General features: G+C 49.2%; 22 protein-coding genes. 4 read left to right on the top strand and 18 right to left on the bottom strand.

What is annotated here, in order from left to right; all coding sequences use genetic code 11:
* The first annotated feature begins 191 nt into the window (after nt 1-191).
* Nucleotides 192-1430 carry an MFS transporter gene (locus tag BM184_RS00700; protein ID WP_177208489.1) on the top strand — a complete coding sequence of 413 codons (1239 nt, stop codon included), beginning with the start codon at nt 192-194 and terminating at the stop codon, nt 1428-1430.
* 54 nt (nt 1431-1484) lie between these two features.
* Here the strand turns inward: BM184_RS00700 and BM184_RS00695 are convergent, their stop codons facing one another.
* The 12 genes from BM184_RS00695 to BM184_RS00640 all read right to left on the bottom strand — a co-directional run bounded on the left by BM184_RS00695 (nt 1485) and on the right by BM184_RS00640 (nt 11959).
* A complete protein-coding gene (locus tag BM184_RS00695; protein ID WP_086942117.1) occupies nt 1485-2675 on the bottom strand; it encodes a YcjF family protein in 1191 nt (396 codons plus the stop codon).
* A 49-nt stretch (nt 2676-2724) separates the two neighbouring features.
* Nucleotides 2725-3330 (bottom strand): TetR/AcrR family transcriptional regulator, encoded by a 606-nt coding sequence (locus BM184_RS00690; protein WP_086942116.1) that lies wholly within the window; start codon nt 3328-3330, stop codon nt 2725-2727.
* A gap of 215 nt (nt 3331-3545) precedes the next feature.
* On the bottom strand, nt 3546-4244 hold the full coding sequence (locus tag BM184_RS00685; protein ID WP_086942115.1) for a zinc metallopeptidase: 699 nt from the start codon (nt 4242-4244) through the stop codon (nt 3546-3548).
* A gap of 365 nt (nt 4245-4609) precedes the next feature.
* A complete protein-coding gene (locus BM184_RS00680; RefSeq protein ID WP_086942114.1) occupies nt 4610-5809 on the bottom strand; it encodes a MalY/PatB family protein in 1200 nt (399 codons plus the stop codon).
* 138 nt (nt 5810-5947) lie between these two features.
* Complete coding sequence (locus BM184_RS00675; RefSeq protein WP_086942113.1) at nt 5948-7615, bottom strand: FAD-dependent oxidoreductase; 1668 nt, start codon at nt 7613-7615, stop codon at nt 5948-5950.
* Nucleotides 7616-7649: 34 nt separating this feature from the next.
* Nucleotides 7650-8729: an ACR3 family arsenite efflux transporter gene (gene arsB, locus BM184_RS00670; RefSeq protein WP_086942112.1), complete on the bottom strand. Its 1080-nt coding sequence runs from the start codon at nt 8727-8729 to the stop codon at nt 7650-7652.
* A 50-nt stretch (nt 8730-8779) separates the two neighbouring features.
* Nucleotides 8780-9124 (bottom strand): ArsR/SmtB family transcription factor, encoded by a 345-nt coding sequence (locus tag BM184_RS00665; RefSeq protein WP_086942111.1) that lies wholly within the window; start codon nt 9122-9124, stop codon nt 8780-8782.
* Between the two features lie 99 nt (nt 9125-9223).
* Nucleotides 9224-9766: an arsenic metallochaperone ArsD family protein gene (locus BM184_RS00660; protein ID WP_086942110.1), complete on the bottom strand. Its 543-nt coding sequence runs from the start codon at nt 9764-9766 to the stop codon at nt 9224-9226.
* A gap of 173 nt (nt 9767-9939) precedes the next feature.
* Nucleotides 9940-10173: a thioredoxin family protein gene (locus tag BM184_RS00655; RefSeq protein WP_068559151.1), complete on the bottom strand. Its 234-nt coding sequence runs from the start codon at nt 10171-10173 to the stop codon at nt 9940-9942.
* 32 nt (nt 10174-10205) lie between these two features.
* A complete protein-coding gene (locus BM184_RS00650; RefSeq protein WP_086942109.1) occupies nt 10206-11210 on the bottom strand; it encodes a permease in 1005 nt (334 codons plus the stop codon).
* A 200-nt stretch (nt 11211-11410) separates the two neighbouring features.
* A complete protein-coding gene (locus tag BM184_RS00645; RefSeq protein ID WP_086942416.1) occupies nt 11411-11644 on the bottom strand; it encodes a thioredoxin family protein in 234 nt (77 codons plus the stop codon).
* Nucleotides 11645-11668: 24 nt separating this feature from the next.
* Nucleotides 11669-11959 carry an ArsR/SmtB family transcription factor gene (locus tag BM184_RS00640; protein ID WP_086942108.1) on the bottom strand — a complete coding sequence of 97 codons (291 nt, stop codon included), beginning with the start codon at nt 11957-11959 and terminating at the stop codon, nt 11669-11671.
* A 565-nt stretch (nt 11960-12524) separates the two neighbouring features.
* On the opposite strand from BM184_RS00640, the gene BM184_RS00635 reads away from it, so the two are divergent.
* On the top strand, nt 12525-13643 hold the full coding sequence (locus tag BM184_RS00635; RefSeq protein WP_086942415.1) for a 5-methyltetrahydropteroyltriglutamate--homocysteine S-methyltransferase: 1119 nt from the start codon (nt 12525-12527) through the stop codon (nt 13641-13643).
* A gap of 97 nt (nt 13644-13740) precedes the next feature.
* Here BM184_RS00635 and BM184_RS00630 read toward each other — a convergent pair whose 3' ends face one another.
* Both BM184_RS00630 and BM184_RS00625 read right to left on the bottom strand, forming a co-directional pair.
* On the bottom strand, nt 13741-15069 hold the full coding sequence (locus BM184_RS00630) for a uracil-xanthine permease family protein (protein WP_086942107.1): 1329 nt from the start codon (nt 15067-15069) through the stop codon (nt 13741-13743).
* Between the two features lie 396 nt (nt 15070-15465).
* Entirely contained in the window at nt 15466-16488 is a 1023-nt protein-coding gene (locus tag BM184_RS00625; protein WP_245830585.1) for a serine hydrolase domain-containing protein, read from the bottom strand.
* 214 nt (nt 16489-16702) lie between these two features.
* Between BM184_RS00625 and BM184_RS00620 the strand changes: the two genes are divergently transcribed.
* A complete protein-coding gene (locus BM184_RS00620; protein ID WP_068559162.1) occupies nt 16703-17893 on the top strand; it encodes an MFS transporter in 1191 nt (396 codons plus the stop codon).
* Between the two features lie 73 nt (nt 17894-17966).
* Here BM184_RS00620 and BM184_RS00615 read toward each other — a convergent pair whose 3' ends face one another.
* From BM184_RS00615 to BM184_RS00605, 3 genes are all read right to left on the bottom strand, one after another.
* A complete protein-coding gene (locus BM184_RS00615) occupies nt 17967-20603 on the bottom strand; it encodes a cation-translocating P-type ATPase (protein WP_245830619.1) in 2637 nt (878 codons plus the stop codon).
* A 415-nt stretch (nt 20604-21018) separates the two neighbouring features.
* Nucleotides 21019-22257, bottom strand: a complete 1239-nt coding sequence (locus tag BM184_RS00610; RefSeq protein ID WP_086942104.1) for a peptidase U32 family protein — start codon at nt 22255-22257, stop codon at nt 21019-21021.
* Between the two features lie 36 nt (nt 22258-22293).
* The gene (locus BM184_RS00605) at nt 22294-23214 is read right to left on the bottom strand and encodes a peptidase U32 family protein (protein WP_086942103.1); all 921 of its coding nucleotides are present in this window, start codon (nt 23212-23214) and stop codon (nt 22294-22296) included.
* A gap of 248 nt (nt 23215-23462) precedes the next feature.
* Between BM184_RS00605 and BM184_RS00600 the strand changes: the two genes are divergently transcribed.
* The gene (locus tag BM184_RS00600; protein ID WP_086942102.1) at nt 23463-25010 is read left to right on the top strand and encodes an NAD(P)H-hydrate dehydratase; all 1548 of its coding nucleotides are present in this window, start codon (nt 23463-23465) and stop codon (nt 25008-25010) included.
* A 122-nt stretch (nt 25011-25132) separates the two neighbouring features.
* Here the strand turns inward: BM184_RS00600 and BM184_RS00595 are convergent, their stop codons facing one another.
* Nucleotides 25133-25738, bottom strand: a complete 606-nt coding sequence (locus BM184_RS00595) for a cob(I)yrinic acid a,c-diamide adenosyltransferase (RefSeq protein WP_086942101.1) — start codon at nt 25736-25738, stop codon at nt 25133-25135.
* Between the last annotated feature and the right edge of the window lie 4 nt (nt 25739-25742).

Below are 25742 nucleotides of genomic sequence, written 5' to 3'. Positions count from 1 at the left end.
TCCTTACGGGTGTGACGTTTTTTTTGACATTCTCTTGCTTTTTGTTGATTATTAATATAATATTTTATATGCAGATACATGTATTCGGTTTCATGAAACGACATTCCATATTATGGGATGCCTTTTTGTTATACGGAAAATCTGACATGAATCATATTTTACTTAATTACGATGTAGAGAGGAACTATTATATGACCTTACGCCACTATCTATCCTTTTTATCCGCGGCCTTCTTGATCATGGCCATGTACATTGCCGGGAATGCGGTCGGTTTCTTCGTTGAGCCCATCACCGCAGAATTAGGCTTCACGCGCAGTGCCTTTTCGCTTTACATCAGCTTGTCGACTTTGACCGGCGTTTTCGTACTTCCTCTGTTCGGACAATTCCTTCCTAAATTTGGTGCAAAACGGTTATTGGCCGGCGGAGGCATCTGGGTTTCATTAGGATTTGTTTGGTTGGCATTCGCCACCCGCTTATGGCAATTTTATTTGGGAGGTATTTTCCTCGGATTGTTCATGATGCCGATCACCATGTTCCTGGCGATTTTGTTGGTCAACAATTGGTTCACTGCCAAAAAAGGACTAATGATGGGCTTGCTGAATGCCTCCGGAGGACTTGCGGGAGCCATCGTTTCGATGATTATGCCGACATTTCTGGATAACTTCGGTTGGCGCATGGGTTACTTTCTGATTGCAGGTCTTTTCGCGCTTCTGACTGTCCCGAACAGCCTCTTTTTGTTGGTTGAAAATCCCGGCACTGTCGGCCTGACCGCTTATGGGGAGGAACTGTCCGTTCAAACTGAAAACAATGAACCTATCCATGATCTTTCCATATCTTATGAAGATGCCAAAAAGATGAAACCGTTTTACGTCCTGTTCACAGGTATCTTCCTTTCCGCTTTCGGAGGCGGGATGATGCAGCATCTGCCGGCGCACTTCAGCGGTATGAACTTCACATCTGCACAGGTGGGTACGCTGTTCTCACTCGTCATGGCAGGCATGATCATTGCCAACATTTCGGTCGGGGCCATCAATGACAAAATCGATTCAACCATCACCATTACGGTTGTTGTTGTCTGCATGGTGATCGCCTTGTTCTTCCTTGCGACCACCCGCTCGTTCATGACCTTATCGATCGTTATGTTCATACTTGCGTTCGGACTCGGCGGACCAGCTGTATTGACCCCGTTGGTCGTGAGCGAAGTCTTCGGTATCGGGGATTATCCGCGTATCTGGTCCATCCTCGGTATGGCGCCTTCCATCGGCATGTCCATCTCCGGTCCGCTTTGGGGAGCCGTTTACGACGTGACCGGCTCTTATGCAATCGGTATGTATGCGATGATGGGTTTGGCCATCATCTACGGCATCTGTTACCTTTTCGCACTGAAAAAAGGACCGTTGAAACAGCCTTTGAATGTAACCGGCATCTGAAATCAGGGATACTGAAAAACGCACAGTCGGCCGACTGTGCGTTTTTGTGTTTGTCTATTTTTTCAGCCATCTTTTCAATGGATTGCTCTTCTTCAGATTGTCCAGCACTGCTTTGACGTCCTGGTCCTTGTCCCCCAGTTTGAGGCGCTCCTGCATTTTTTCGCGCATCAGCGTCTCGATGTTGCTGAGATCGGGGTATTTGCCGTCTTTTTCCCCTTTAGCCACGACCGTCAGCACCTCGATGTAACTCATTGCCAAAGCGGTCGTCAGGACGGCAGCCGTAGCCCCGCTGATGACTCCTCCGACGATTGTGCCTGCACCGGGAATCAGCTTCAGCAGGTTGGAGACGATGTAACGCCCCAAATAAGTGGCTCCGCCTGTCCCGCCGACAGCCCCGATTACACTGGTGATGGCGGCTTTATCCATTGAAATGCCGAAGATGGCGGTGATGTGGGCCAGCATGCCGATCTGCATCGGCACCAGCAGAGTCGCATCGGAAAAAGGGATCGGTGTGAACCCGACGCCGAATGTGGTCGCGATGTATTTGGTCGCCCAACTTCGGGATGCTTTCGCTTTACGCGCGATATCCACCTGTTGGGCGTTGTTAAAAGCCTCTTTCGTCTCCTCCGGCAGCAGAGCAAACGTACGCTCGATCAGTTCCTTCAATCCGTTCTGCGGAATCACCAGTTCATCCGTGATGGCATACTGTTCCGCCATGACATTCAGCACACCGGCAATCGGCAAGTTCAGGTTTTCGATGTATTTCTTCAGCTCATTCGCAGGCTGTCCGATCGATTGCGTCAGGACGACCAGCACCGGCAGCAATCCGGAAAGTTCTTCCATGAAGGCGATCTCGGATTCCTCGATGCGGGAGGAATGCGCATTGATGCAATAGTAGACCAAATGGATCGCCTTGTCGGATCCTTCCTTTTGGCTTTTTTTGATGGCCTCGATGATTTCCCGCTTTACTTCGGTTTGGATCGGGTGGCTCAATTCCAGCCCGCGCGTATCATACAACACGATCGGCATGCCTTCCTTCGCGATTCGATGCAGATGCTTCGTGACGGGTTTCCCGATGCCAGTCTCAGCCATCCGTTCCCGGAAGACATTGTTGATCAGCGTACTTTTCCCGACACCCGTCTTCCCCGCAAGCAGGATATTGACGGGATGCATGTTTTCCACTTCTTCTTTTGTCTTGTTCAGTATTTCCTGAACCACATTCAAATCAAGGTTGCCTCTTCCCATGACGTTCCCTCCTGTCGCTCAACCGCAAACATACTTTTTAACGGAACAATCACGTTCCTCTAGTTATTTCCACCACGCTTTGGGAAATGAAATAATACCCATACTCGCCCATCCGTTCCGGCGAATCTTTCATGCCGTTCGTCACCCAGGAGTAGATCATCCCTTGATAGGCGAAGGAAACGGCGGTGATCCAGTGTTCATAAGGTATGACGGTTTTTTTCGACCGGAGCTGTTCCTCCAACCGTCCCCTCAGATAGGTGTTGAATTTGAGCGGAAAGGAATAACTGCTTCTCCCATTGAAAAGAACACTGAAGAAACGCTCATTTTCTTTGATGTAGCTGAAGATATCCGTGAACGCCTCAACCGTTATTTGCCTGAATTCCGTTTCCGCTGCATCGGATAAAACCGTTTTCGTGATGGCTTTCCCTCTGTCCTGGAGTTCCAGGATCAGCGCATCGATATTTTTCTCCAACAGATCATGTTTGTCTACATAATGCAGGTAAAAAGTTCCCCGATTCACTTTTGCACGTTGGGTAAGCTCCCTTACCGTCACTTCTTCGATGGATTTTTCTTCCAGCAGCGTTATCAACGCCTGCAGAAGGTTTTTCTTTGTGGCTATGACACGCTTGTCTTGTGATTGTTTATCCAGCTTCATTGATTGCTCCTACTTCCAGAGTTTGATTTGGAACTCTTTCTTGATATAGACCTCCAAAATGCTAACATGATTATAGTATAGCTACCCCAAGATAACAAGTTTAATGGCCGCCTTTCAGGGGGATCCAGCACAGCAAAAAAAAGCTGCTCTGGTCCGTTGGAATGGACCGAAGCAGCTTTTTCGGATGGAAGGCGGACTGATCGCGCTCCTGTTGGTTAATCGTCATTGTTTCCGCCGCCGAAAAGCAACAGCAGACGGAGCAATTGCAGGAAGCTCATGAAGGCTGCCGCGACATACGTCATGGCTGCTGCGACAAGAACTTTTCTGGCTTTCGGCACTTCTTGCGCATTCAGGATGCCGCCGTTCGAAAGGATCTTCAGCGCACGTCCGGATGCATTGAATTCGACCGGCAGTGTGACCACTTGGAAGAGGAAACTGAACGAGAAGAAAAGGATCCCCAAATTGAGGAACGTCTGGTTCATGCCCGAGAACACGCCGATCATAATCATCGGCATGGAAAGCGTCTGGCCTAAATTGGCGGCCGGGACCAAACCGGCGCGCAAGCGCAACGGAATGTAATTTTTTTGGTCCTGGATTGCGTGACCCACTTCATGGGCAGCAACGCCAATGGCCGCGACCGAAGTCGAGTTTGCTGTTGTGTCGGAAAGGCGCAGCACTTTGGCGCGCGAGTCGTAGTGGTCCGTCAGATCTCCGCGGACGCGCTCGATCTGAACATCATGGATGCCCGATTGCTCCAGGATGAAGCGCGCTGCATCCGTAGCGGTGTAACCGTTCTGGCTTTTCACTTGGTTATAGGTATTGAAGGTACGTTTGACGAATCCCGAAGCGATCATGGAAACCACGATACCGAGGATGATCAATATATAGGTGCTATCGAAGAATGGATACAACATGTCTCATCAACCTTTCTTTTAGTTACTCTACAGTATAGCATCAGATTGTGAAGAAAGGATGAAGGATGCTTACGTTGATGCAATTTTATCAAATTCTTTAGATATTCGTTATATGCACAACCAGAGTACGGTTGGCCGGAGGAAAATCAGCTGGAGCGCTCTCCTGCTACGGCGAGGGATCCACCCGCCGGAGGACGCCGCTGAATTTCGTGCTCAGCTCCGGCCAGACTGCGCTCATCGGAGGACACATCAAGAATGTTAGCTGAACTACGGCCAAGCCTCCGTTCACCGGAGCAGAGCGTTGCGCTACTCCTCGTGGGTTACCACCAAACCAAAGGCTGCCTCGAACGAGACAGCCCAGTTCACTATTGATTTTGTTTCCGGTATTTTTTCATGACTGTGACCAGGCGCTCCATCGCTTCCATCAGCGTCTTCGTAGGGGCTCCCAAGCTGATTCTTTCGTAGCCGCGGCCTTCGTCCCCGAATATGTAGCCTTCATCCAGGAATACTTGTGCCTCTTCCTCCATGATTTCTTCCAACTGCTTGTGCGACAAACCGAAGGCACTGAAATCCATCCATTGCAGATAAGTCCCTTCCAGATCGAAGACAGTAACTTCCGGCAGTTCCTTCGCCAAGAAATTCTTTAACGTCTCATGGTTGTGCCAGATCAAAGCTTTGAACTCTTCCAGCCAGTCCTCGGCTGCAGTATAGGCAATCTCTGTCGCCTTCAACCCGATGACGTTGGTTCCTCCGCCGATGCCAGTCATTTCCATATCCATCTTGAAAGCTGTGTGAAGCTTCGGATTCGAAATGATGACGTTGGAATTGCGCAGGCCCGCGATATTGAAGGACTTGCTGGCGGCGGTTGCCGTGATGCAGATGTCCGTGGCTGCTTCGGATATGGATGCCATCGGTGTGAAGACATGTCCGGGCATGATCAGATCGTGGTGGATTTCATCCGCCAAAATCACAACGTCATTGGCGGCGCAGATGTCGACGATCCGCTCCAGTTCTGCTTTGGTCCAGACGCGGCCGACCGGATTATGCGGATTGCTGAACAGCATCAGCTTCGTTTTCGGATCTTTGGCTTTCTCGGCCAAGCCCTCAAAATCGATTTCGTAACGATCGCCGTTTCGGACCAATGAATTGTTGATCAGCGTCCGTTTCGTGTTTTTGATTGACTTCATGAATGGGTAATAGACCGGTCCCATGTAAAGGACGCCGTCGCCCGGCTCTGTGTACGCCCGGATAGCGGAATAGAACGCCGCGATGATGCCCGGTGTGCAGATGATCCATTCCTTCTTGATTTCCCAAGAATGGCGATTCCCCATCCAATGAATGATTGCCCGGTAATAGTCTTCGGTCGGCAGATCATAGCCCATTACAGCCGTTTCGATGTATTCCTGCAACCCCTTGACGATCTCCGGTGCTGTTTTTATATCCAAATCCGCTACAGAAAAGGGATAAACATCCTTTCCCACATTCGGATTGCTTCTGTACATGGCTGCCCATTTTTCGGATCCTGTGTTGCTCCGATTGACGGGCGTTTCGAAATCATAATTCATGTATTCATCCTCCCAACATTTGGCTTACTTTTTATTCTATCACTCGTCCTGACAATTGGCACCCTTAATCAGATTTTAATGCAAAGAAAATGGAGGATCCGCTTTGGATTCTCCATTTGTTCGCATACATTCAGCGACTCAGCTTTTTCGCTTCAGCATTTTAAGGTAACTTTGATAATTTTTATTGCCGCCGGAAAGGTTGTAGACTTCCTGGAAGCCTAAATTGATCAAAACATTCTGAGCGGCATTTCCGGTCACGCCTTTGTTGCAGTAGGTAACTGTCGGGATCTCTTTGGAAAGCTCACCGGCGCGGGCACGCAGTTCCCCCAACGGGATGTGGATTGCATCTTGGACATGGCCCTTCTCGAAGTCCTTGGCGGAACGCGTATCTACCACCTGGATGGTTTCGCCTTTATGTTGCGTTTCGACCAATTGGGCCGGCGTCATCAAAGGATTTCCGTGCAAGGCGTTATCCAATGCCATGCCTGTATAATGGATAGGGTCTTTTGTTGTAGCGAACGGCGGTGCATAAGCCAAATCCAAGTGGAATAGGTCTTCTGCTTTCGCCTTGAAGGTGATGGCCGTGGCAAGGACATCGATCCGCTTGTCCACACCCTGGAAGCCCACGATTTGCGCGCCCAAGACGCGTCCGGAAGCTTTATCTGCCAAAGCCTTGATGACCAGTTCCTTGCCGCCAAGGTATTCGGCGTGGTCCGGCTTGATGTTGTAAAGGACTTCCACGGAATAACCGGCTGCCTTCGCTTCTCTTTCGGTCATGCCTGTCTGGCCAACATGCAGATTGAATACGCGAAAAATACCGGTACCCAAGACGCCCCTGTGCTCCAGGTCGCCGCCGGTAATCACGTCTCCGGCGATCCGTCCCATCTTATTGGCCGTAGAGCCCAATGGACGGTAGATCGGTTTGCCTGTGATGACCGAGAAGCTTTCGGCGACGTCTCCGACCGCATAAACATCCGGGACATTCGTCTGCAGTTTGCTGTTGACTGCAACCGCACCCGTCGCTCCGATCGTGACGCCGATTTCTTTCGCCAGCTCGGTGTTCGGACGCACGCCGGCAGCCAGAATGACGATATCTGTTTCGATGTTGGCGCCTTTTGTCGTCACCACTTTTTTGACGACTCCCTCACCTTCGATGGTCTTGACGGTATCCCCGAGGTGCAGATGCACCCCATTGGCCATCAACACTTCCTCCACGCGGAAAGCCATATCCGCATCCATCGGCGGCATCACTTGATTTTCCAACTGAACGATAGTGACATTCCACCCCTTGTACACGAGTTGTTCTGCCATTTCCAGACCGATGAACCCGGCACCGATGATCAGCGCTTTTTTCGGTTGGTTCGCTTCCGAATAACTTTCTATGTCACGAAGATCCTGGATGTTGCGGACATGAAAAACATTATCATATTCACCCTGATCGAACGGCGGAGGCGTAAGGGGGGCCGCACCTGTCGCAAAAACCAACACATCATAATGGTCCTCTTTGATTTCGCCTGTCTTCAGATCTTTAACTTGAATCTTTTTGGAGTCATGATCAACTTTCGTCACTTTATGTTCCGTAAAGATGGAGACATCGTATCTCTTTTTGAACCATTTCGCATCACGCGGCGTCAAGCGATCCACTGAATCGACTTCCCCGCCGATTTTGTAGGGGATACCGCAGACGGAATAGGAAATGTCCTTACCTTGGTCATAGACGACGATTTCCGCTTCCTCTGTATTTCTGCGCGCTTTGGCTGCAACGGAGGTGCCCGCCGCTACCGAACCGATTACGATGATTTTCATAATAAATTCTCCTTTTCAGTTAAGATGGATTATTTTATCGCTTTACAGGATTCACTACCCTTGTTTCTTTTCCGGGAAACCACTGTCTTGTAGAATTGGCGATTTTCACCAAAATCAGCATCACCGGCACTTCTGTCAGGACGCCAACCACTGTAGCCAAAGCTGCCGGAGAATCCATTCCGAACAACGCGATGGCAACAGCGACCGATAATTCAAAAAAGTTCGATGCGCCGATCATCCCGGCTGGTGCGGCGATTGCGTGTGGAAGCTTCAAGGCCTTGCTTGCAAAATAGGCAATGAAGAAAATCAGGAATGTCTGCAGGATCAAAGGCACTGCGATCATCAAAATGTGCAACGGGTTCTCCAGAATGACCTCTCCTTGGAAAGAGAACAGCAAGACCAGCATCAACAATAACCCTGCTGTAGTTGCGCCGTCAAATTTCGAAAGAAAATCCTTCTCGAAATAAGCGACGCCTTTTTTCTTTGTGACGAAGATCCGCGTCAAAACGCCACCGACCAACGGAATCACGACAAACAACACAACGGACAAAATCAAGGTATCCCAAGGAACCGTTACATTGCTGACACCCAGTAAAAATTTGACGATTGGAATGAAGGCTACCAGAATGATCAGATCATTGGTCGCAACCTGAACGACAGTGTACGCTGGATTGCCTTTTGTCAATTGGCTCCAGACAAACACCATAGCCGTACACGGGGCAGCTCCCAAGAGAATCGCACCGGCCAAGTACTCCGTCGCCAATTCGGGCGTAATGAAATTCTTGAAGACGACAAAAAAGAAAAAAGCTGAAATGGCGTACATGGTGAACGGTTTGATCAGCCAGTTCACTGCCCAAGTGACATAAAGTCCTTTCGGATTCTTCCCGACGTCCCAGACGCTTTGGAAATCCACCTTCATCATCATCGGGTAAATCATGACCCAGATCAAGACGGCTGTCGGGATCGAGACGTTCGCATATTCGAATTTCCCGAAAAATTCAGGGATGGCCGGTAGATATTTACCGATCAAAACCCCCACCACCATACAGATTGCTACCCAGACACTCAGATACTTATTGAAGAACGAGATGCTTGTTTGCTCTTTTCCACTCATTATATTATACCTCCATTTATTGTTTTACGCTCTTTATAGCATTCCTTGCGTCATTTGATCTTTTCTTTTTCTTCCGTTGTACACATAGCTTTTGACCGCACCGGTTCACAGATGCAGGCCGGTGTATTGGCCATCAGTTCCGCTGTATCTACCTTGAATTTTTCGAAAGCGTCTTTATTCAGATCGTAATAATGCCATGTGCCGGATTTTTCCGTCGTCACCAGTCCCGCCTTCACCAACAGATTGATGTGATGGGATAAAGTTGGCTGGGTAAAATCGAAATGTTCCAGTATGTCGCAGGCACACATGGCCCCGCAGGAAAGCATATCGACAATTTTTACGCGCTTCGGGTCGGCCAAAGCCTTTGCGATTTTTGCATAATTTTCATAATCCATGATTGCTGATGCTCCTTTTTATATAGAAGTTTTTCTATCTATCGCTGAAAAAGAAACTCGAGCCGGGGTATCCCGAGACACGAGTATTCTTTATTTTTGCTAGCAACAGCCGCCCTGTCCACAACCGCATGAGCCCTTACTTGCTGTTGCAGCTTCCTCATGCTTATGGTGATGATGGTGTCCATGACCACCGCAGCCACAGCCGCCTTTTCCGCCATTGCCGCCGCAGCAGCCAGATTCTTCTTTTTCTTCTTTTTCTTCTTTTTCTACTTCTTCTGCTTCGGCAAATTCCTCCGAACCGCCACAACCACAGCCTCCGCAACCACAAGAGCCTTCTGTCTCTTCAATGAAGCGGACGCCGATATAGCTTGTGATTTCATCGTTGGTCGGGTAGCTGCCGCTTTTAACGATTGCTCCATCCACAACAGTGATTGGCAAGACGCTATTGCCTTCCGCCTCGATTTTTTCGTTAACGGCCTTGTTTAGCGTGAATTGATCCGCATCATCGGTCAAATTAAAAAGCAATGCCTCGTAATTCTCCAAGCCTTCCAAAGCCTCCATTACTGCTGCAATGCGCAGGGCATCCTGGCTACTGAACAAGCTGCTGCTTGTTTCCGGTTCAAAAATAGTAATGTTTGTCATGATTCATTTCCCCTTAGCTTGTTTGTATTTTGAATAGCTTTTGATAGCTTAAAATTTTTTTGTTACCTTTACAATATAGAACTTCTTCAATCTACAGTCAAACACAAAATAGAATTTGTGCAAAGAAAGTGCCGGACAGAGAATAATTCCCCACCCGGCACTTCCGAAAATTTTTATTTTTTCAACAATTCTGTGATTTCTTCCGTACTGGCGACTTTACCGTAGGATACGACTTTCTCGTCGATGACCAATCCTGGTGTGCGCATGATGCCGTATTTTGCGATGTCCTTCATGTCGGTCACTTTTGTGATGGTTGCTTCCATCCCCAGTTCCTTCAATGCCTCTTCCGTGTTCTTAGCCAAATTCACGCAATTTTTGCAGCCTATACCCAAAATTTTGATTTCCATGATGATATTCCTCCTGTTTATTATTTTTTTGATCACATAAAAATAGGTCCCAAGAAATTGAACACATAGCCGATGATGATGATGCCGACTGCCACGATTCCGAAGAAGAGGCCCAACAATTTCGGTTTGACGACCTGTTTCAGCATGACCATCGACGGCAAGGACAATGCCGTTACGCCCATCATGAAGGAAAGCACGGTTCCTAGTCCGACACCTTTTGCGACAAGCGCTTCGGAAATGGGCAGCGTCCCAAAAATATCCGCGTACATCGGAATGCCGACGAACGTCGCAACCAATACCGAATACCATTTATCCTGACCCAACAGAGCCGTTATGACGGATTCGGGAATCCAGTTGTGGATGGCAGCCCCGATGCCGACCCCAAGGAGCACGTAAAGCCAGACTTTCTGGACGACTTCCTTCACCTGATCGACTGCATAATCGACACGGTCCTTCCTTGTCAACTCGGCTTCCTCCAGTTCAACCGTCGGGCTGCCGAAAACAAAGGACTCGACCTGGTCCTCCAGGTGCGCTTTCCCGATGAAGGTTCCGCCTACAACCGCAAGGATCAAACCCACAACGACATACGCGATGGCAATCTTCCAATTGAAGATGCTGGCCAAAAGGATGATGGATGCCAGATCGACCAATGGCGAAGAGATCAGGAACGAGAACGTCACACCCAACGGCAGTCCCGATCCGGTGAAGCCGATGAAAAGCGGAATCGAGGAACAGGAACAGAATGGTGTAATCGTCCCAAGCAACGCCGCCAGAATATTGGCGGTGATGCCATCAAAGCGTCCCAATATTTTCTTCGTCCGCTCAGGCGGGAAGAAGCTTTGCACGTAAGAAATACCGAAAATCAATACCGACAACAGGATGAAGATTTTGATGACGTCGTAGATGAAGAAGTGGATGCTGCCTCCTACCCTGCTGGCGAGGTCCAATCCGAAGACATCCCGGACAAGCACAGCGACCAAATCGCTGAGCCACTGCATTTTTAATAATTGATCATTTAACCACTGAAAAATCCCCATGATGAACTGCACCTTCTAATTTATATTTTTCCACCTATCATATAGATGTTTATCTATATATCAGTATACGCCGACACATAGATGAATGTCAATGTGTTGTTTTCGGGTTCTGAGGCACTATAAAAAAAGCTGCGATAATTCCGGAGCAGCACCCCGGTTTCCGCAGCTTGTCGATGCAAGGATAGGATTTTCTCTATTCATCACTTTTGCAGGAGCTCTGCAATGTGTTTGGGCGTCAGAATCCGCCCATAAGAGACGACCTTTTCATTGATAACCAGCCCCGGAGTCTGCATGATACCGTACTTTGCGATTTCTTTCGGGTCCTCCACTTTAATGATGGTTGCTTCCATGCCGATCTTCTTCAGCGCCTCGGTTGCGTTTGCCTGCAGTTTCTCGCAGTTGCGGCAGCCCGGTCCCAAAATTTTTATTTCCATTTCCATTCCCCGCTTTCGAATGAATTATACAGTGGTGTTTTGTTTGGCCATAGTCTGGAAAAAGTCCTTCAACTCATCCAACTTTTCATGATTCACGGAGTATTTGACCCAAATACCGTCTTTTCTGCTGTCAACCAAGCCGCAGTCCTTCATCATCTTCATGTGATAGGACAAAGTCGGTTGGGTGATCGAAAACTGATCCAATAACGCACAGGCGCACATTTCACCTTCCGACAATAAATCCATGATTTCCAATCTGGTTTCGTCCGACAACACTTTCAGACATTTCGCGTAGTTTTTGTATTCAATCGTCATATACAGTTCCTCTTTTCCTGATGTCTTTTGAGGCACCCTAGCCCGTTCTGTCGCCCTTAACGCCTTCACATAGACATCTATCTATATGAAGTATATACCCTCATGTTATGAATTGCAATTTCCTTCTTGCACAGAAAAAAGTGCGTGTCAAAATGCACCAAGATGAAAAAAAGATTAAAAAAAGGTTTGACTCATTCTTATCCACTTGTTATTATGTATATAAATTTCAAAATAAATTCACATTGAAAAGATAAGTACGGGTGGACGAAATGCACAGAGAACCTCGGCAGTTGAGAAGAGGACAGGGATGCTATCCGGAAAATGGTCTTCGAGTGAGTGGACGGCGAACGCTCTTTTTAGAACCTTAGCCCCCCACGGGAATGCCCGTTACAGCATCACAGTATCCCGGAACAGCGATTTGCTGCGGCGTACTGGTTAAGGGAAAAATCGAGAGGTTTTTCTGAACCAAGGTGGTAACACGGTGAATCTTTCATACGTCCTTGCGCAGCATCATGCGCAAGGACGTATTTTTTTACAAAAAATCAAACGAAAGAAGGAAATTATCATGACAACCCAAACAACTTTAAGCAGAACGAAAGCGCCCTTCCGCGCAGACCACGTAGGAAGCTTCTTGCGTCCCGAAAGCATCAAAAAAGCCCGCAAAGAGCTGGCTGAAGGCACAATCACGAAGGAAGCCCTGCGCGAAATAGAAAATGTCGAGATCACACGAATCGTCGAAAAACAGATTGAACTTGGCTACAAAGGAATCACGGACGGAGAATTCAGACGCTCTTATTGGCATTTCGATTTTCTTGAGAACCTCTTGGGCTTTGAAGGTTACCTTGCGGCGCAGGGAAAACAATTCCACAACGTTGTGACCAGCGCCCACAGTGTGCGCAACATCGGCAAGATTGCTTTTAATCCGGAACACCCTTTCTTTGCGGACTATGCCTTTTTGACTGAAGCAGTCGGCGACAGAGCTGTTGCGAAAGTATCGATTCCAAGCCCGAACCAGTTGATCCGCATCGGTTTCCGCAACGAAGAAATTTATCCTACTTTGGAGGAGTACGCTGCCGATCTGCAGCAAGCATACCGCGATACGATCCTGCACTTCTATTCGTTGGGTAACCGTTACATCCAGATCGATGACACTTTCTGGGGCGACCTTTGCTCGGACAAATCATTGGAAATCTTCGGTTCTCAGGAAACTTACGATGAATTGAAACGCGTCGCTACTGAAAACGTCAAAAATATCCAGATCGGTCTGCCTGAAGATCTGGTCGTCACGACGCATATCTGCCGCGGCAATTTCCGCTCGTCCTACTCGCAAGAAGGCGCTTATGAGCCTATTGCGAAAGAACTGTTCGGCGAAACCGGCTTTGACGGCTTCTTTCTGGAATACGACACTGACCGTGCTGGTGGGTTCGAACCATTGCGCTACTACACAGGCGACGGCCAAATTATCCTAGGCTTGATCACTTCAAAAACACCGGAATTGGAAGATATCGCCGAAGTCAAAGCACGCATCACTGAAGCAACCAAGTATGTGCCGTTGGAGCAATTATGCCTGAGCCCGCAATGCGGCTTCGCTTCGACCGAAGAAGGAAACAATCTGACGGAAGAGCAACAGTGGGCGAAATTGGCTTTGGTCAAACAGATCGCTGACGAAGTCTGGGGCGACTGATAGTTCGCATAGTTTTTTTGGTCTAAGCACCCAAAAATCCCAATAGAAAAAAGGCATCGCCGCTCTGAAATTGAGTGGCGATGCCTTTTTGTATGCATTAATGGTTGTGTTTGTGCTCTTCTTTTTTATGAATCGGATGTTTTGGATTATACGCTTCTTCATGCGGCAGAACCAAGTTCAACGTAATACCGGTAATAGCGCTCAATGCTGTACCTGACAAGGTAACAACGCCTGCGATATCCAGAACCGCGCCGCCCAGTCCCAGCACTAGCATCGAGCTGGCGATGATCAGGTTGCGGACGTGGTTGAAATCGATTTGTTCTTCGATCAGTACTTTCAGACCATTGCTGGCGATGACACCATACAACAGAATGGACATCCCGCCCAATACAGATGTTGGGATGGTTGAAATCAGCGCAGTGAATTTTCCGAAGAAGCTCAAACCGATTGCGATGAAGGCAGCGTTACGGATGACGGAAACGGATGCGATGCGCGTCATCCCGATGACGCCGGTATTTTCGCCGTAAGTCGTATTCGCCGGTCCACCGATGAAAGCTGAAACCGCAGTCGCTACACCATCGCCCATAAGCGTCCGGGAAAGACCCGGATCTTTCAGGAATTGACGGTTACAGATTTTGCCCAAAACAGTGTGGTCACCGATATGTTCAGAAATCGTAACCAATGCGACTGGGATGATGGCCAATGTTTCCGGCCCGAAATAGAGATCGTAAGAATTGAACCAAGGTGTTTCAAACGGTAGATAGAATCCCGGCAGTTCGAACCATTTCGCATCCAATACAGGTTGGAAATCGACCAGACCCATGAAAAGTGCGATGACGTATCCTCCGATGATTCCGATCAGGAAAGGTATGATTTTGAAAAAGCCTTTCCCTTTCGTGTTGATGAACGAAGTGATCAGGAAAGTTGCAATCGCCACAATGATATGACGGATATCCCCATCCACCACGAAGCCGGCATTGGTTACTGCAGACGAAGCCAGTCCCAAACCGATGACCATGATCATCGGTCCGATGACGATCGGAGGCAGCAATTTGTCGATCCATTTCGTACCCAGCATTTTGACAAGTCCAGCGATCAGGACATAGACAAGCCCCACCATGATGACGCCTGTCTGTGCGGCCTTGATGTCTCCACCCATTTGTTCAATGGCCACAGCCATTGCTGTAATGTAGGCGAACGAAGATCCCAGATAGACGGGAACTTTCGCTTTTGTTGCCACCTGATAAATCAGGGTGCCGATTCCGCTCGCGAACAAAGCGACCGAGACGGGCATCCCTAAAATTAGCGGAACTAATATCGTTGCTCCGAACATTGCAAAAACGTGTTGAAAACTCAACAGAATGCCTTTCAGAACTTCCGGTTTTTCGTCCACGTCCAATAATAACGGTTTTTGGTTGATTGCCATACCTTTTCCTCCTAGTTTTTGGGCAAAAAAATACCCTTTTGACGTTTATTTGCAAAAGGACCTAAGGTATCAAATGTATGTGATTTGTTACCCTTCATGATCTCTCTGAATCATATTAAAGGACTTTACTTTCACTATCTTATCAATTGTCAGTGGAATTTTCAATAGCAGTTTTCATGTGAATTTTCTCATTTGATACTATCCAAAATGTTAATCAGCTGTCATACTATATTCAGAGTATCACTGTATACTCTTTAGTTACTGAGAGAAACTACTCTTTTTCTTTGGATCTCCGAACCGGATCGGTGAAGCTGCAACTTCGCCGCCCACTTTCTAAAGAACTTTGTCCATCCAAGGACAGCAAAAAAACGCCATCCTAAAAGTGGCGTTTTTTTGCTATTCTGCTGTTTCCTTCCGGGCTTCCTTCCTATATATGGCGATCAGCTCGTCGCGGACCGCGATCCACTCGGGTCTATGGTCTTTGAGATGGACCCGGTTCGAAAGCAGTATGAACGCTGTTTGCTGGTTCAGATCCAGTATCATAAACGTTCCGGTATAACCGGTGTGCCACAATACAAAATCTTCCCCTTCCTGAATCAGATTCCATCCCAAAGAGCGTGGCTGGCTCGGGACATTCCCCCAATCCCTCAGCAATGTACGGATACTTTCTTCACGCAAAATCCGTTGGCCTTCCCATTCCCCAAAATGCAGCATCATCCGGGAGAAGCGGATCAAATCTTTCATTGGTGCGAACAAGCCGGCACTCCCGCAATGTCCTCCCAAAGACAGCGCTTTGGGGTCATGCACAACGCCCCGGATTATACCTCTTGTCGGGTGGTTCTGCGTAGGAACACAGCGCATCGGATCGGTCGGATGGAAGGTACTTTCCGTCATGGCAAGAGGACGTTTGATGCGTTCTTCAAAATTTTTTTCCACCGATTTTCCGGTCAGCTTCTCGATGATGAAGCCCGCAAGGAGCAATCCGGTATCGGTATAGACCACATTTTTGCCTAGATTCTCTCCTGGCGTAAGGGCGATCAAGGCGGCAATGAGTTCATCGGCAGTCAACGCATCGCGGTTTTTGATATAGCCTTTCAGATCTGAAGTATGCGTCAGCAGATGGCGGATCGTCACCGCAGCAGAAGGGAACTCGGGCAGATACGCCTGCACCGGATCTTCGAAGTTGATTGCCCCTTCTTCTTGTAGCTGGAGCAGCAGCGTCGTCGTGACGATCACTTTTGTTAAAGATGCCACATCATAGAGCATGCCTTCCCGTAAGGATTCCCGTTCAGGCAGGATCGCCGCCGATCCGACCATTCGCGTTTCTGTTTTGTCCATGTCGATGAAGGTGTAGCTCGCTCCTGGGAAAACATTGCCTTTCAGCATTTCAGCGATTTTCTTTTGGGTTTGTGGATACATCAGCAGACATCACCTTTCCGTTAGTATAGTTGTCTATCATTATAGCGCATCCCTAGCTTGATGCACGGCCGATTTCGAACGCTTTTTACAATTTTATGGAGAATTGGTGTGAGATTTGCGAAGCACTTTTCAAATTAAGAAAGAAACAGCTTTATCACCGGATCATGTGTTAGAATATTGTATACTAGTGAACTTATTGGAGGAATGCATTTCGATGGGGTATTTTAAGGAGCGTTTGTATCAGCAATATGTGATATTATTCATCTTCTACTTTATGTCCATGGCGGCTTTGTCATCATTGATCACCGTCTACATGCGCGACATAGGAAAAAACGGGTCGGAAATTTCATTCATCCTGATCCTTTCAAACATAATCGCACTCATCATCCAAGGACTGATCGGTTATTCAAACGAGCAATGGGGAACGCGTAAAACGGTGACCATCTACGTCCTGATCTCAGCCGTCATCAGCATGGGACTCTTTTTCTTCACAGGCAACTGGCTCTTTGGGCTCGTTTACGGATTGGCGAACGCCATCACCTTGGGACTCGCACCTCTGTTTGATGTGCTCGCGGCCAACAGTCCTTACAGATTCGGCCAAATTCGCCTCTGGGGAACAATCGGCTATGCGGCCGGGCAACAAATTTCAGGGATCATCTATGATTTTCTGTCTCCAAAATCCATTTTTATTCTCTATCTCGCCTGCTACTTCGCAAGCATCGTGTTCCTTTATACGTTGCCAAAACCGGAGCAACCAATTGTCTCTTCAGAACAGCCAGCCGAGAAGAAAGAAGAGATTTCCGGGGGGCATACAATCAGAAATATATTCCAGAATAAACTTTTCATCACTTATCTGCTTTTGGCTTTCATCATTTTCGGCACGAACACGGTCAACACCAGTTATCTTCCGCTGCTTTTGACCGATACGGGAGCCCCGGTCGCAATTGTCAGCACGACCTTAACCGTAGCCTTGTTTGCGGAAGTCATCGCGATGGCTTTTTCACACCGCTTCATGGACCATTTCACGAATAAGCAGCTGCTTCTGGCCGTTTTGTTCCTTTCAGGAACGGAATATCTGATCAATTTCCTGTCGGATGACTTTTTAGTGCTTTCGATAGCGACCGTATTGACCAAGTTTTTCGCTTCCGGAACCTTCATCATGCTGAACCTCAAGATGGTCTCTACCTTGCTGAACCGGAAACTGATCGCTACAGGAACTGCAGTCGTCGCCATGCTTTCCAGGAACATCGGCACCATCTTCTTCCAATTGATGGCGGGTCCGGTAATCGATAATGTAGGGCTCAATTATCTCTACTTGATCCTTTTCGTCTTTACGGTTCTCGCTGCGGTGATTGCCTTGCTGTTCAAAGTACCGGCTCAGCCGAAAGAACGCCTTTTTTCTTGATAATAGCTTTAATCGCAAAAAACGACCAGGGAATCCAATTTCCCCGGCCGTTTTTTTTAATTTCAGGAATTCATCAGTTTCTGACTCGTTTGATGATCAGTTTCGTCGCTTCCATCAACGCGACGGCGGTCAAGGCCAGTCCTGCTGCTATCCCGAAATGCACCAAGCCGAAGTCGGCCGGTATCGAGAAGATGCCGCGCACCGCCGGCAACAAAGTCGCCGCATACAATGTGCTGCAGAAAGCTACAGCATAAAGGACATATTTATTCGAAAAGAAACCCGCTCCGATAGCTGTCTGGGAATTAGAACGCGCAGGAAACGTCTGTAAAGTACGCGCGATGATCAAAGTTGAGAAGGCCATCGCCACACTAATTTCGGCAGAATAAACCATACCGATGAATTGCGAAAGGATGACGGCTCCCCCGATCAGTATCCCTCGGTAGATGACAGAAACGAGCGTATCTCCGGAGAAAATGCCCTCGTTTGGATCCCTTGGTTTGCGACTCATCACATCAGGCTCGCCCTTCTCCATACCCAATGCAATCGCGGGAATCGAATCATTGACCAAGTTGATGAACAGCAGTTGCAGTGCTGTGAATGGATTTACCCAGTCCATCAGCAGCGCTGCGATGATGGCGATGATGGCCCCCAAGTTGCCCGAGAAGAGATAGGCGATGGCTTTCTTGATGTTGTCATAGACGTTGCGGCCTACTCCGACCGCGCTGACGATGGAAACGAAATTATCGTCGGTCAGCACCATCGCTGCCGCCTCTTTGGCGACATCCGTTCCGCTGCCCATGGCGATGCCGATGTCTGCTTGCTTCAAAGCCGGAGCATCGTTCACCCCGTCACCCGTCATCGCAGTGACATGACCTTTATTCTGCCATGCGCGGACAATCCGGATTTTGTTCTCAGGAGATACCCGAGCATAGACGGATACACGTTCCAAAACAGCATCCAATTCCCGATCACTTAGGTTGTCCAGCTCCTGTCCGGTCAAAGCAAGGTCGTCCTCTCCCGAAATGCCGATATCGCGGGCAATCGCGCGCGCTGTCGTTTTATGGTCGCCGGTGATCATCACCGTTTTTATGCCTGCTTTCTTGGCTTCCGCAACAGCGCCATAAACCTCTTCGCGCGGTGGATCAATCATCGCCATAAGCCCGACCAGAATCAGATCATGCTCCGCATCGAAATCGAGCGCCTCTGCTGCCTCCATCGGCCGATAGGCGAAAGCCAATACGCGGAGGGCACGATCCGAAAAATGTTCATTCTTTTCCTTGATGTTTTCAAGGATTTCATTCGTCAACGGCACCACTTCTCCATCAATCAAAACTTTGGTACTGCGCCCGAAAACCACATCCGGGCCGCCTTTCGTCAGCAACAGATGCTCCCCGTTGATTGTGTGGACCGTCGACATCAGTTTGCGTTCCGAATCGAAAGGCAAGTCCGCCACACGCGGATAAGCTTTCCTTAGCTCATCGTATGGCTGATTAATTTTATTGCTGAAGGCGATCATGGCTACTTCCGTGGGGTCCCCCACCTCGTGTCCGTCCATATTGATGTTGGCATCATTAGCCAAGACGGCGACCTGCATCAAGCGCTGCTCATCGGATGACCAGGTCTGCGGATGAGCATTGAAACTACCGGATTGGCCGTTCACCAAATAATGGTCGACGATTGTCATCTTATTCTGGGTCAAAGTTCCTGTCTTATCGGTGGCTATGATGCTGGTCGATCCCAACGTTTCTACTGCAGACAATTTGCGGATGATCGCATGTTTCTTGGCCATCTTTTTCGTCCCGATCGAAAGGACAATCGTCACGATCGACTGCAGGGCTTCCGGAATCGCTGCAACCGCGACGGCGACAGCGAACATGAAGGCGCTCAGTACGCCGGACCCGATATCCGTCGTTCCCTCCGCCATCATACGGATGAACTGGATTCCGAAAATAAGTCCGGAAAGCATCAGGATGCCCACACCCAATTTTTTACTGAAATGCTCCAGATTCTTTTGCAGCGGCGTTTGCTTTGCCAACGCATTATCCAATAAGTTCGCCACCTTACCGATTTCGGTGTCGTTGGCGATGGCGGTGACGATGAATTCTCCCCGGCCGTACACAGCCAGCGTTCCGCTATGGACCATATTCGAGCGATCGCCCACCGGAACTGCTCCGTTGATATCCATCACTTCTTTATCGGCGGGGATGGACTCCCCGGTCAGCATCCCTTCATCCACCTTGAGCGCACTCGCTTCAAACAGTCGACCGTCTGCCGGGACATAATCACCAGCATCCAGGCTGACGATATCTCCGATGACCAATTCCCTAGCAGGAACGGTCAGCCTCATACCGGCCCTTTTAACTTTTGCCATCGGAGCGGACAAACTCTTCAATGCATCCAGCGAGCCTTCTGCTTTCCTTGTCTGGATGACGCTGACAATCGCATTGATCATCAGAACTGCAAAGATGATCAATGATTCTGCTGCATGCCCCATCACCATCTGAATGGTAGCAACAGCCAGCAACACCAGAACCATTGCATCCTTGAACGTCTCAACAAACAACTTCAGGACCGAATCTCGTTCCTTCGTTTCCAATTCGTTGAACCCGTGCTCCGCTTGCTTCGTTTTGACGGACTGTTCATCGAGACCTTCTTTAGTGCTGCCCGTTTCCGCAAAAATATTCTCTAAGCTTTTCTGGTATGCCGCCAAGGAATCCCCTCCAGGTTTGTTATTGTGCGGGTAGCCCGCATTCTTTTTTGCCGCTATCGTTTTCGTGGTTGTTCTTTCGTTTTCCATCTGAAATCCCCCTGTTATTGGATATCTATTTTTAACCAGCCGTTGCTCCCTTATCTGTTTCCTGCTTCAAGTTTTCGCCGCGCTTCCCTCCTTGTTTTCCGCAAATAACTAATAAAAAAGAGACTTTTGCACTAACGTCTCTCTCAAGAAACGTTAGGCATAAGTCTCACTATTTAAGGCAATACCAGAAGACCCTCTCGGATCTACTTATTGTTGGCATTGCCACAGCAAAGCTGCTAGTTACTCCCTTACGGAAAAACTTCTATTCAGTTCTTAATCAATATAAACGGTAAGCCCGAAAAAAGCAAATCTTAAGCTTACACTTTTTCTATTTCTTTTTGCGGATCATATCGAAACGTTCAACCGCGAAAGGAACTTTCATCTTCACGATCATCATGGCATTGGGTGCACGGTCGATCGCTTCATCGTGTTCGTTCCAGATGGCTTCCACAGTCAGCTTATTGTGGCGCAGGCCGGGACCGTAAAATTCGATTTCGTCCCCGACACCGAAATTGTTCCGTTGCTGAATAGTGGCCATCTGCGTTTCCGGATCGTAGGCCATTACTTGGCCGACGAAACCGTAGCGCGGAATTTTGCGGCGTTGGCCGAAGAGCTGTTCATCCTCGGTAGGATCTTTGTAGAAGAAGCCGGTCGCCAATTCGCGTTGGGCGACTTTCCACAATTCATCCACCCATTCCTGCTTCAATTCGTAATGATCGGGATCGGCGCAGTAAGCATCCACGGCTTTGCGGTAAACATTAACGACAGTCGACACGTAGTGGATCGATTTCATGCGCCCTTCTATCTTCAGGCTGTCTACGCCGCTCTCGATCAGGTCGGGCAGGTGCTCCAGCATCGACAGATCGACTGCACTCATGGAGAATTTCTCTTCGATGCCTTCTTCGCCGGCACCTACAGGGTTCTGCTGCCCCAACAACGGCATATCGAACAAGCCATATTTCCAACGGCAAGACTGCGCGCAGCCTCCGCGGTTGGCATCACGGTTCGACATGTGGTTGGACAGGACACAACGGCCCGAGTAGGAGATGCACATCGCCCCATGGACGAAGGCTTCGATTTCGACATCGGTCTTCTCGTTCATTTCCTGAATTTCTGCCATCGATACTTCACGGGCCAAAACGACGCGTTCCAAGCCTTCGCTCGCCCAGAAATTGAGCGTCTGGTAGTTGGTCGCGGAAGCCTGGGTCGACAAATGAATCGGCAAGCCGGGTGCGTCGGTCACGGCGATTCCCATCAGCGCGGGATCCGAAATCAGCACCGCATCGATGCCGATATCGCGGATCGTGCGGAAGAATTCGCCTGCGCCTTCCTCGTTGCCTTCATGGGTGACCATGTTGGCGGCGACATAGATTTTCGAACCGTGGCTATGCGCAAAAGCGACTGCTTCCGCCATTTCCTCATAGTCGAAGTTGCCTGCGCGGCTGCGCAAACCGTACGCTTCTCCGCCGATATAGACGGCGTCAGCTCCGTAGTGGATGGCTGTCTTCAATTTTTCCAATGTTCCGCCCGGGGCCAAGACCTCGGGCTTCTTTGTTATTGTTCGCATGTGTGTGTACACTCTCTTTCTTTCGGTATCAAAGTATCAGACGACTTCGTTCGGATCCTTGGAATAGAACCCGGAATCCAGTTCACGGTTGGCGGGATGCAGAGCGTGCAGTTCGGCATCCAAACGTTCAGCCAATTCTTCCGTCCAGTTCCCTTCCGCGAGGGCTTCACGCGCCTCCACGAACAGTTTCGCGATTGCGACAAAATTTTCTCCTGGGGTGAACAAACCGTCCAACATCCATTGCGAAACGCCGATAGCCGTCAGTTCGCCCAAATGAGGCATCAGATCCAGGTCATTGTTGGCGAAGATATGCGTCCCGTTGCGGTCCTGATAGATGGAATAATGGGAATCCACTTTTTTCGGCTCCGAGATGAACAATCCGCGTTCTTTGTTCACCGCTTCCTCTTTCTCGATGAAATTGAAATAATTTTCAAGCAGGTTACGTTTCGATTGGTGGATGCAAGTGGCCCCGTACACCAGCACTTCGACCGGCACCAAAGCGCCCGGGATCAGCTTCTTCATTTCCTCGAAAGGCACTTCACGGGCCAACACGGAACCGACAGCTCCCCTTTTCGCCCAGAAATTGATCTGTCCGCTTGAGGTCACCATGACTTGTGCGTCATAACGGTACGGAATGAACAAATCCTGTTCCCGCATCACCTGCACTACGCCAGGGTCGCCCAACGTGATGCTGTCGACTTCCGCTTCACGCAGGAAAGCCAGATATTCGGCCACTTGGTTGATCCGATCGTTATGGAAAATCGCATTCACCGCGGCACTGACCTGCGCGCCTTTTTCCTGCGCATAGGCAATGACCTCGCGCTGTTCCTCTCTGGTGAAGGAATACGGCAAACGGAGTCCGTACTCATCCTCTCCTATATATATTATGTCTATTCCGCAATCCACCAATTCCTTGGCTTGCGCTACTGACTCGGCTGTTGCAATCAGCTCGATCATCATACATTCCTCCCTTATTCGAGTTCCTTGATAAGATTATCACATTGCTTATAAAAAGTGAATGACTGTTTTCCCTAAGTTTTCAGAAAATTGTTGTGCAAAAACGCCACGATTTGTTAAAGCAATCATTAGATTCCGCCTTGGATAGAGCTATATCAGGCTCCCCGTATTCTTTCCCGCACTAAGAATGGTATAATGTCAAATGTGAAAATGGATTGACATCCACCAACCCTCAGGAGGAATATTCAATGAAAAAACTTGTCAACAGCCAACAGATGAAGAAAATCGACGCCTTTACGATCGATGAGATCGGCATCCCAGCCATGGTGCTGATGGAAAATGCGGCGAATCAGGTCGTCACAGCCATGGAAGAACGCATCTCAAGAGAGGACATCATCCTGGTGATCTGCGGTTCAGGCAACAACGGCGGCGACGGACTGGCAACAGCACGCATTTTGTTGAACCACGGCTTCCAAGTGGATGTATTTCTGATCGGCGAACGCGAAAAATTGTCTGCTGAGTCAAAAAAACAACTCGACATCATCGAAAACTTGGACATGGTCATCTGGGATGACGTCCGCGAAATCAATTTCAAAGGCTACACCGTCTTGGTCGATGCGATTTTCGGCATCGGATTGGACAGGCCGGCAGAAGGGAAATACGCGGAGACGATTGAACTCATGAACGAGTTCCACGGATATGTCTTCGCTGTCGACATCCCATCCGGCATCTCCGCCGACAATGGGCAAGTGCTGGGAACCGCCGTCCGGGCGGATGTGACCATCACCTTCGGGATCGAAAAAATCGGCCAGTTGCTCTACCCAGGTTCTTTGCACACAGGAAAACTGATCGTCAGCGATATCGGTTTCCCGCCAAACGCGATGGATGTCATTTCTTCAAACGTTCTGTTTTATGATGAGAGCGATCTTTTTTCGTTGCCGAGACGCGCGGCCTATTCGAATAAAGGCACTTACGGCCGGGTAGTGATCATCGCCGGGTCCGCAAACATGAGCGGCGCGGCCTTCCTTTCGGCAAAAGCCGCCTACCGTACCGGCGCAGGTCTGGTCCATATCGTCACGCCTGATGAGAATCGCGCTATCCTTCAGATGCAGCTGCCTGAAGCCATCCTGACGACTTACCAACCGGAAGGATTGGTTAAGGAAAGCGAACGCTTGAAAATCATCGCGGCGTTATCCTGCGCCGATGCGATCGTCCTCGGACCCGGAATCGGGAAATCCGATGCAGCCCGCACGGTAGTCGATCTGGTTCTCGAAAACAGTCAGATCCCTTTGATCATCGATGCGGATGCCTTGAATATCCTTTCAGATCGTTTCAATGAAGCATCTTTGGCGGGGGACGGTTCCCGTGTCCGCATCAGTGAAGTGGCGCAGAACGTTCCGGAGGGAAGCATCCTGACCCCTCACTTGAAGGAACTGGCGCGTCTTTTGGATAAGGATCTGGCGGAAATAAAAGCGGATCTATTGGGAACTGCGGACTTTTGCACGGCTGATTCTGATCTGACTTTCGTCATGAAGGATGCCCGGACTGTCGTGGCTCATCGGGATGAGCGTTTCATCAACGCGACCGGCAACAACGGCATGGCGACAGGCGGTTCGGGCGATGCCCTGACCGGCATCATCGCCGGCTTGTTGGCCCAAGGCTTGTTACCTTCCGAGGCGGCCAAACTGGGCGTCTACATCCACGGTTTGGCTGGCGATATCGCAGCCCAGGAAAAATCCGAATACAGCTTGATGGCTTCGGATCTCATCGAAGCTTTGCCAGCGGTATTGCGCTGATTATTTAATGTGAAATAACGAAACGCCCAAGGATCCCGGCAGTCTGCTGCCGGGATCCTTGGGCGTTGTTGTTTGGTGGGATTCTCTTCTCCGGAGGAAAAACTGATTCCTGTCCTACCCTTTTATTCCGATTTCCCCTTGGAGCTGTCCTGCTCTTTTGAAATGTGGAACACTTTTTCGCTGCGCTCGTAAGGCACATCGGGAACGCCTTTGCGGGCATTGGCGACCCGGGCCACGACAAACAGATAATCAGAAAGCCGGTTGATGAACTTCAGGACGAACGGATTCACTTCTTCCGGCTCTGCTTCCATGAAGGTGACGATCCGGCGTTCTGCGTCACGGGTTGTGGTCCGCAAAATGTGGAACCAACTTGCCAGTTCCGTTCCGCCGGGTATGATGAAATATTGCGTTTCCTCCGGTTCTTCGCTGAATTTATCGATTTTCTTCTCCAGCCAGTCGATGTGATCCTGCGCGAGCTTGTACTCCCGGTGCCCTTTCGGAATTGACAGATCTGAGGAGCAATCGAACAGGAACTGTTGGATGAGCGCCATGTCCTCCTGGATATCCTCTCCGCAATCATTTTTCGTGCGGACCAGCCCGAACCATGAGTTCAGCCCGTCCAGCGCGCCGAAAGCTTCGATTCTCTCGTCATTTTTCGGAAGAGCTTTTCCGCCTCCGATGCGGGTGTTGCCTTTGTCGCCGGTGCGTGTATAGATACTGTGTTTCATATAG

This window comes from Trichococcus pasteurii (assembly GCF_900112935.1).
GTDB lineage: Bacteria > Bacillota > Bacilli > Lactobacillales > Aerococcaceae > Trichococcus > Trichococcus pasteurii.
The sequence above is the reverse complement of the archived record's forward strand: the minus strand, read 5'-3'. Positions and strand labels throughout refer to the sequence as shown.

Excerpts from the sequence above, each read along its gene's own strand:
- BM184_RS00700 (WP_177208489.1), top strand. The coding sequence starts at position 192 with ATGACCTTACGCCACTATCTATCCTTTTTATCCGCGGCCTTCTTGATC.
- BM184_RS00695 (WP_086942117.1), bottom strand. The coding sequence starts at position 2,675 with ATGGGAAGAGGCAACCTTGATTTGAATGTGGTTCAGGAAATACTGAAC.
- BM184_RS00690 (WP_086942116.1), bottom strand. The coding sequence starts at position 3,330 with ATGAAGCTGGATAAACAATCACAAGACAAGCGTGTCATAGCCACAAAG.
- BM184_RS00685 (WP_086942115.1), bottom strand. The coding sequence starts at position 4,244 with ATGTTGTATCCATTCTTCGATAGCACCTATATATTGATCATCCTCGGT.
- BM184_RS00680 (WP_086942114.1), bottom strand. The coding sequence starts at position 5,809 with ATGAATTATGATTTCGAAACGCCCGTCAATCGGAGCAACACAGGATCC.
- BM184_RS00675 (WP_086942113.1), bottom strand. The coding sequence starts at position 7,615 with ATGAAAATCATCGTAATCGGTTCGGTAGCGGCGGGCACCTCCGTTGCA.
- arsB (WP_086942112.1), bottom strand. The coding sequence starts at position 8,729 with ATGAGTGGAAAAGAGCAAACAAGCATCTCGTTCTTCAATAAGTATCTG.
- BM184_RS00665 (WP_086942111.1), bottom strand. The coding sequence starts at position 9,124 with ATGGATTATGAAAATTATGCAAAAATCGCAAAGGCTTTGGCCGACCCG.
- BM184_RS00660 (WP_086942110.1), bottom strand. The coding sequence starts at position 9,766 with ATGACAAACATTACTATTTTTGAACCGGAAACAAGCAGCAGCTTGTTC.
- BM184_RS00655 (WP_068559151.1), bottom strand. The coding sequence starts at position 10,173 with ATGGAAATCAAAATTTTGGGTATAGGCTGCAAAAATTGCGTGAATTTG.
- BM184_RS00650 (WP_086942109.1), bottom strand. The coding sequence starts at position 11,210 with ATGGGGATTTTTCAGTGGTTAAATGATCAATTATTAAAAATGCAGTGG.
- BM184_RS00645 (WP_086942416.1), bottom strand. The coding sequence starts at position 11,644 with ATGGAAATAAAAATTTTGGGACCGGGCTGCCGCAACTGCGAGAAACTG.
- BM184_RS00640 (WP_086942108.1), bottom strand. The coding sequence starts at position 11,959 with ATGACGATTGAATACAAAAACTACGCGAAATGTCTGAAAGTGTTGTCG.
- BM184_RS00635 (WP_086942415.1), top strand. The coding sequence starts at position 12,525 with ATGACAACCCAAACAACTTTAAGCAGAACGAAAGCGCCCTTCCGCGCA.
- BM184_RS00630 (WP_086942107.1), bottom strand. The coding sequence starts at position 15,069 with ATGGCAATCAACCAAAAACCGTTATTATTGGACGTGGACGAAAAACCG.
- BM184_RS00625 (WP_245830585.1), bottom strand. The coding sequence starts at position 16,488 with ATGTATCCACAAACCCAAAAGAAAATCGCTGAAATGCTGAAAGGCAAT.
- BM184_RS00620 (WP_068559162.1), top strand. The coding sequence starts at position 16,703 with ATGGGGTATTTTAAGGAGCGTTTGTATCAGCAATATGTGATATTATTC.
- BM184_RS00610 (WP_086942104.1), bottom strand. The coding sequence starts at position 22,257 with ATGCGAACAATAACAAAGAAGCCCGAGGTCTTGGCCCCGGGCGGAACA.
- BM184_RS00605 (WP_086942103.1), bottom strand. The coding sequence starts at position 23,214 with ATGATCGAGCTGATTGCAACAGCCGAGTCAGTAGCGCAAGCCAAGGAA.
- BM184_RS00600 (WP_086942102.1), top strand. The coding sequence starts at position 23,463 with ATGAAAAAACTTGTCAACAGCCAACAGATGAAGAAAATCGACGCCTTT.
- BM184_RS00595 (WP_086942101.1), bottom strand. The coding sequence starts at position 25,738 with ATGAAACACAGTATCTATACACGCACCGGCGACAAAGGCAACACCCGC.